Source organism: Calditrichota bacterium (genome assembly GCA_016867835.1).
GTDB lineage: Bacteria > Electryoneota > AABM5-125-24 > Hatepunaeales > Hatepunaeaceae > VGIQ01.
Genome location: VGIQ01000130.1, coordinates 1 through 6,966 on the forward strand (window position 1 = coordinate 1; position 6,966 = coordinate 6,966).

Annotated in this window: 5 protein-coding genes; 2 read left to right on the forward strand and 3 right to left on the reverse strand. The window is 57.7% G+C overall.

What is annotated here, in order from left to right:
- A partial coding sequence (locus FJY67_10585; GenBank protein ID MBM3329897.1) for a hypothetical protein occupies positions 1-481 on the reverse strand: 481 nt, incomplete at its 3' end.
- A 284-nt stretch (positions 482-765) separates the two neighbouring features.
- Here FJY67_10585 and FJY67_10590 point away from each other — a divergent pair.
- Entirely contained in the window at positions 766-2,334 is a 1,569-nt protein-coding gene (locus FJY67_10590; protein MBM3329898.1) for a hypothetical protein, read from the forward strand.
- Between the two features lie 148 nt (positions 2,335-2,482).
- Positions 2,483-3,043, forward strand: a complete 561-nt coding sequence (locus FJY67_10595) for a pyruvate ferredoxin oxidoreductase (protein ID MBM3329899.1) — start codon at positions 2,483-2,485, stop codon at positions 3,041-3,043.
- Positions 3,044-3,124: 81 nt separating this feature from the next.
- Here the strand turns inward: FJY67_10595 and FJY67_10600 are convergent, their stop codons facing one another.
- Together FJY67_10600 and FJY67_10605 are read right to left on the reverse strand one after the other, a co-directional pair.
- A complete protein-coding gene (locus tag FJY67_10600; protein MBM3329900.1) occupies positions 3,125-5,923 on the reverse strand; it encodes a T9SS type A sorting domain-containing protein in 2,799 nt (932 codons plus the stop codon).
- 261 nt (positions 5,924-6,184) lie between these two features.
- Positions 6,185-6,943: a transglutaminase domain-containing protein gene (locus tag FJY67_10605; protein ID MBM3329901.1), complete on the reverse strand. Its 759-nt coding sequence runs from the start codon at positions 6,941-6,943 to the stop codon at positions 6,185-6,187.
- Between the last annotated feature and the right edge of the window lie 23 nt (positions 6,944-6,966).

Here is a 6,966-nt window from a genome sequence, read left to right on the forward strand (position 1 = left end):
CTCCGCCGCGATTTGAGGCTTCATTGCCTACAACGGCAACGCGCCGGATCGTCGGCCCGGAGCCGAGCAGGTAGATGCCGCCTCCGTAGTTCGTCAGTCCGCCGGTTACGGTGAATCCGGTGAAGAGGGTCGAGCGATCGTTGCCGTTGACGAACGAGACGACCCGGCCTTGATCATTCCCGTCGATGACCGTGCGGGCGATGTCGGCAAAATCGCCGCTTAAGAGGTATCGGCTGGCGAGGGTGATGTTGCGGTCGCGGATAGTGATGCGGGCATTATAGCGACCTGGTGCAACGAGGACGGTATCCCCGTTGTTGGCGGCGTCGATGCCGGCCTGAATGGTCTGTTGATCGTCCGGAACGCGGATGATGCGGGCAGATATGCTGCCCGGTAAAACGATCAAGAGTGCAAGAATCACATAAGCAAGCACCGGCCGGGACTCCCCAAGGAAGTTAAACGACAGCAAGCGGCTTCGTGTCAATGACGACCAATGACCTGAAACCGGTCCCTATATACTAAGAACATAATTTAACATCGAAAGTGATACAAATCAAGTAGCGGCAGCCTGCCTGAAGGTCGTATCATTCTTGCCATTCGGATGATAAAGGCCTATTTTGAACAGAGTTCAAGCGCAGCAGGTAACGCCATAAGTAGGTCAAGATCTCACATCAGGGAGGGCTTATCGTTCGTGCCCGGGCAATAACCGGCTTTTCGGAATCCAATCCGCGCCGGTTTGGGTGGTATGTATCGGGGTTGTTTGGAGCCTTGGCGCTCCTTACCCTGCTACAAAATTACCCTGTCGATGACGCGTTCATTTCGTTCCGTTATGCCCGGAACCTTGTTGAGGGTCAGGGTCTGGTCTGGAATCCGGGCGAGAGGGTCGAAGGCTACAGCAACTTCCTTTGGGCACTCCTGTTAGCAGGAGGGATGCTAATAGGACTGGAGCCGTTGACTACGGCATCGGTGCTTTCGCTTGCGTCTTATCTGGTCCTGCTTTGGCTCACCTACCGCATCGGGCAGCGGGTCATTGGAAGCCGGGTTGGAGCCCTGATGGCGACCGGTTTGACCGGTCTTTCGCACTCGATAACTGCATTCGCGCGCAGCGGCCTCGAAACAGTCTTCGTCGCGATGTTGTTTCTGGCTGCGATTGAGGCGTTGGAACGGAATGTGGTCGGCCGGTGGTCGGTGCAGCGGATGGTTGTGCCGGGTATAATGCTTACCCTGGCAGTTCTGACGCGCCTCGATGCCGGCCTGCTCATGATATGGGCGATAGTGGTCTTCGTCCAGGCGCGTCAAAGCGACCGACACTACGGCTTCGACCTGCGGCAGTTGGGTGCGCTGCTTGTGATTCCAGCGATAGTCTTATTGCCTTATGCACTCTGGAAATTGAACTACTATGGCTCGCTATTGCCGAATCCTGCCAGGGTCAAGGTGCATGGTCTGACGGGGCTTGGCTTTGGACTCTACTATCTCTACCTCTTTGGCTTATCGCATCTGCTTATCCCGTATTGGGCTATACTGGCTGGACTGGGGCGACGGCTAATGCGGGAGAACGCCACCGCCGGAAGGTTGTTGTCTCTGACGATTCTTTGGTTCGTCTATGCTGCAGCGGTAGGCGGCGACTTCATGGAATTCCGGTTCTTAGCACCGGTGATACCGTTGATGGTGGTGCTGATCACGGCTTCAATCGTTCGTTATATTCCGCTACGACCTGTCGGGTCGTTGCTTCTGGTCGGGCTGGCACTGGGGATGTTTAACGGCTGGTTTTCGCTTAGTAGATTCGTCTTCAGTTATGGTCTTGAGACGGCAAGTGAACTTCGGGATCATCTAATCCATCCCAAGGAGAACTGGACCGGCATCGGCCTCCGTCTGGGCGAACTGTTCGGCGGGACGAATGTGAAACTGTCGGCCGGAGCGGCGGGCGCGATACCTTACTATTCGGGCCTGGTGACGGTCGATTTCATTGGACTCACCGATCCGCACTTGCCGCGCATTGGGCTGCCCTTCACCAAGGTTCCAGGGCATCGCATCATCGCTCCGGTTGAATACCTGATGGAGCGCGGCGTCAACCTATTAGTTGAGCCGAACAACTTTATGTTCACAAACGGGGACTTCGCAACCTTCGCCCGTTCCGCCAATTGGGGCAGTCTGCAGAGGTTCTACCTCAATCTGGAACGACCGGTCAAGGGGCGTGCGCTTGAAGAAGTGATCCTGCTCGGCATACCGATCGACGGGCAGCATACGTTGGCGGCGTGGTACATGACCCCGCATCCTGAAGTGGAACGGATTGCGCGGGAGCAGGGATTCAGGCGAATACGAATCAGCCGCTGGTAAGGGGGACGGTAGGAAGTTGACAGGAGTTGGTTCCCATTGAAGATTCTCCTTGAGTATTCGTTGTCAAGGTTGTAATTTGAAATGGTAAGGAGGATGGGCGCGGGAACCAGGACGGGAATCGGGAAAGGTCTTGCGTGTCAGGTACTCAATGATCGAACTGAGGTTTCATAGTCGGGGCGGACAGGGAGGTGTCGTCGCCGGCAAGATTCTGGCCGTGGCGGTCTTCAAGGAAGGTCGTCATGTTCAGGCGTTTCCGACGTTCGGGGTAGAACGACGGGCGGCTCCAGTTAAAGCGTTCGTACGCATCGACGACCAACCGATCCGGCTGCGTAACCAGATCTATGAGCCTGACCATGTCGTGGTGCTCGATCCGAGCCTCATCGCGATGGAAGACGTGACCCAAGGCTTGAAGCCGGGCGGGACAATCCTGATCAATAGTGACAAACCACCGGATCACTTTGGATTCGCCAACGGCTACCGGGTGGTGACGGTCGATGCTTCGACGATTGCCGTGCGCAACGGACTCGGTTCGGTCACCCAACCGATAGTCAATACTGCGATCCTGGGGGCGGTATCGAAGGCGCTGGGGGTCGTCGATATTGAGTCAGTCGTATCGGCTATCGGCGAAGAGGTGCCCGGCAAAGCAGCGGCCAACGCCAAGGCGGCACGGGAGGCTTATGCAGCGACGGGAGGACAGGAATCGCCTTGAACTGATGTGGTTTCAGGATTCAACGAAAGCGCCGGGACGGTCGATCCGCTCCGGCGCTTTCGCATTTCAGGAATGTCAGGACTACTTCAGCAGCGCAACCTTCATCACCGACTTGAGTCCGTTCGATTCGAGTCGTGCCAAATAGACGCCGGAAGGCCAGTTGGAGGCTGTCAGCGTTAGGGAGTGGCTCCCGGCCAACTGGAAGTCATCTAACAAGCGGGCGACTTCGCGACCGGCAAGGTCGTAAATGGCAAGACTGGTCCGGCCGGGCTGATCGAGGCGATAGGAAAGCGTGGTCGAATTGTTGAACGGATTAGGCGACGCTCCGGCAAAGCCGAATTGTTCCGGCGAAACGATCTTGCGTTCGCCGGGGACTGCATTTACTTCGAGGCGGAGATTGATCGGAATGTCGAACATCTCTCCTTCGGCGTTGTGCGTGAAGATGATCTGCCCGCGGTGCATTCCGGAAGGGAAGTTTCGCGGTTTTAGCCAGAGTGAAAAGACCTGTGTATCCTCCGGGTCAAGCGAACCCCGACTCGGATCGAGGATCATCCACGAGGTGTTGGCTGCAAACTGCCACTGGTCGATGCGGTCGCTGCCGCTGTTGCGCGGGATGTTGGCAACCGTAAAGAAGACAACGCTATAGATATCGAGGCCGCCGCTGATCCAGGCTCCAAGATAGTCACCACCTTCGAGGGGTAGAGGCGCAATTCGGACGGTGTCGCTGTCGCCGACGATCGGGTCGTAGCGGTAGATGAGTGCCGGAGGGGTCGCAGGGCGGTGCATTAGATAGAGACCGCGATTCTCAGGCCCGGGCCAGTAAGACAATCCATAAACACGCATGCCCCGAGAGCGCACCCCCAAGATTTGGTTTCCTTCGCGGTCGTAGGCGAAGAGGTGCGATGTCGAAGTGCTGCCGGTTACATAGATGACCTCGCTCAAGACGTCGAAGGCGATGGCTCCAACGGGGTTGAACGGCGTATCCCATTCGAAGAGAACCTCACCCTGCAGATTGAAACCATAGACGCGGCGGCCCTGCGAGCCCCAGATCAGTGAGAATACAGGATCCCATGTGATGTCAACCATGCCGTTGACGGAGTTGCCCGGTTGGTAAATGCTATCCACCAGATTGCCGGCGAGATTGATCTTGTAGATGAGGTGCATTGAGTCGCGTCCGGCCTTGCCTGCGACATAGTAGAACGAATCCGCCAGAACAACACCCTGCAGCCGGTCATCAGGGATTCTCTGTCCGGCATTTATCGAAGCACGGAAAGTCCAGGGATCGCGGTCGGCGGCTCCTGTCAAGCGGGTTTGAGCCTGCCACTCAAGCGGGCCATTGCCGGTGTTCTGAAGTGTGAAGCCGACTTCCACAGAGTCGCCAATGAAGATTGTCTCATCGACACTGTTGCGGGATGGTGTAAATTCCGGGTGTAGCAATTGAACATTATATTCGTCGGTGGCATCTTCAGTCAGGTCGTGGCCGGTCTCAAGGGAGTCGAGAAAGCCTGGCGCCGAAAACCGGATCCAGTATTGGCCAATGGGATGCTCGATGATAAGGAAGGCGCCGCGATTGTCGGTTAGCACGGTGCGATAGCGAGAGGTGGTCACGGTGGCAGCGGCAATGCCTCGACCGGACGCAAGGTCGCGCACGAAGCCGGTGATGGTCCCGATGCGCCGGAAGAGACTGGTGCTGAAGTGGAAACCAATATCCGCGACACCGGCATCGTTCTGAAAGCCAGGATCGGTGAACATCGTATCGACGCCGAGGGCATCGGCCTGACCGCTTCCGGCATCGACGCAGGGGCTATCTTCCTGATTGAGATAGAAGAAGTTCCAACCACGTTGGGGGCCCCGTTCCGGCTCGCGGCCTTCGACGAATTCGGGATTGTCTTCAATGTTGCCCTGGCCGACGGTGATTGTGCCGATCCGGTTGTTCTGCCAGCCGCCCTCAACGGCGCAGTAACTCATTGTGCACTGCCCGTTGCTCTGACCGACCAGTTGTGCACCGACATTAGCGGCGTTGCCCCAGAAGATCGAATTGATGACGTTAACCTGGACTTGTGAGCCCAGGTACAGTCCGCCGCCCCAACTTTCAGCGCCATCCCGGCGTCCGGTATTGTTGATGAAAGTGCAAAACCGGACCGTGCCGCGAGCCGTTTGGGAGAAGGACATCGCTCCGCCGTCGCCAGCGTTGTCATTGCGGGCGTTCGTTGTATTGCCCATGAACAGGCAGTTGAAGACATCAGACTCGGCACCGCTGCTATTGGTGAACATCGCCCCGCCGTTGCGCTGCGAGGTGTTCTGGTCGAAGATGCAGTTGAAGACCGTGACCGTCGAACTGCCCCCGGAGGCCTGGTTGAAGAGGGCGCCGCCGTTGCCCCGGCTGTGGTTCTGCTGGAACAGGCAGTGCTCGACCCGCACCCCTGTCGAGTTGAATATCTTCAGGCCGACGGGGATATCGAGGGCGGTGCGGTTGTCGAGGAGTATGCAGTTGCTGATCAAGACATTGTTGGCAAGTGAATCAAGAATGCACTGCTGGTTCATTCCGGTGATGGTGAGCCCGATCAGTTTGCTTCCGGTGGACATAATGAAGCCGCGGGAGCCGTTCTCGTTGAACTGACCGTCGATGATGCACTGCAATGGACCGCGCGCCGACATCACGGTGACGTTTGCCGGGACGGTAAGATTGAAGTTATCGGCGCCGGTGTAGCGATTGCTGGCGAGCATCACGGTGTCATTGGCACGGGCTTCGGTGAGCGCGGTGCGTAGGTTCTGAAAGTCTTCCGGAATGCGCAGAAGGCGCGCGGAGGCGGACGGTGCGAGCGCGGCAAAGGTGAGCAGCGCGGCCGTCAGCGCGAAGCGGACTGCGGGGCTTGTCAATTCTGGTCTCCTTGGATCATAGTGGTGTCGAAGCGGCGTCTTCCTGACTCCCTCACATGTATATTATAAGGAATTTTGTGCCGCCCGTCAATTCCCTTCCGGCAATAGAGCCTAATTTGTAATGGCTGTCGGAAGTGCCGTCCGAAGGCCTACGATCAAACCCCGTGAGGGTTCGCAATACAATTACTATGCTTAAATCCTTCAAGCGGTTCAACGCCGCCATAATGACTCTGGCCATCGTGGCCGTCGTCGCCCTCGTCGTTATTCTCCGGCGCCGCCGGAAGTAGTTCCTGCATTTGCCTCCCCCGTCGGGGAAAGGCGGAGATGCTGTCGGGTTGTCCGCCCGGTCTGCACTTCGAACCATCTCAAGGTCGCATTCACCGATCCATCCTTCAGCCTCATCCCCGACGTCAGGAGATACCAACCGACGGGGAGATCGACGGGGGTGATGATCTCCCGGGCTGGACGATGCCAACCGAGATCGACCGGCTCCCCTCTATCGCCCTTCCAACGCGACAGAGCCCAATCGCGCAGGTAGAGGGCGGCTCCGGACAGGCTGTCGCCGGATGTAATCTCAAGTTGCAACTTGCCCTTCCCCATCTCTGAGTCTCCCGGCCGCTCGTCTCGAGCAATGGGTACCGACTTCCAACCGCTGCCCACCTCCCACTTCTCAACCTCTCCCGATACCGGATTGCGCCGGGCGGGCATGCCGCGTTGTCGGCAGAGTGCGATGTAAAGCCGCTCAATATCGCGCCTTGTTCCGCGTCTTAGTGCCAATACCTGGGAGGGCAAGAGCGGCGGACCAAGGCGATCAGGATCTCGCTCGATGGTGATGTTGCGAGCAATCCAGTGCCGGACCCGGTTACCCTTGCTATCCGGTCCCATGGCGGGAAGTTCCTTCCTCAAGAACGACGCAAGTTGAGAACGTTCCCTGCGACCGGAGGCTGGTTCGTCGTCGATGCGCACCGGCAGGACGAAGTCGAGGAAACGCTCACGGGCTGCGGAGTCGAGGGAGGCCAAGTGAGATTTCAGATGGCCATCAC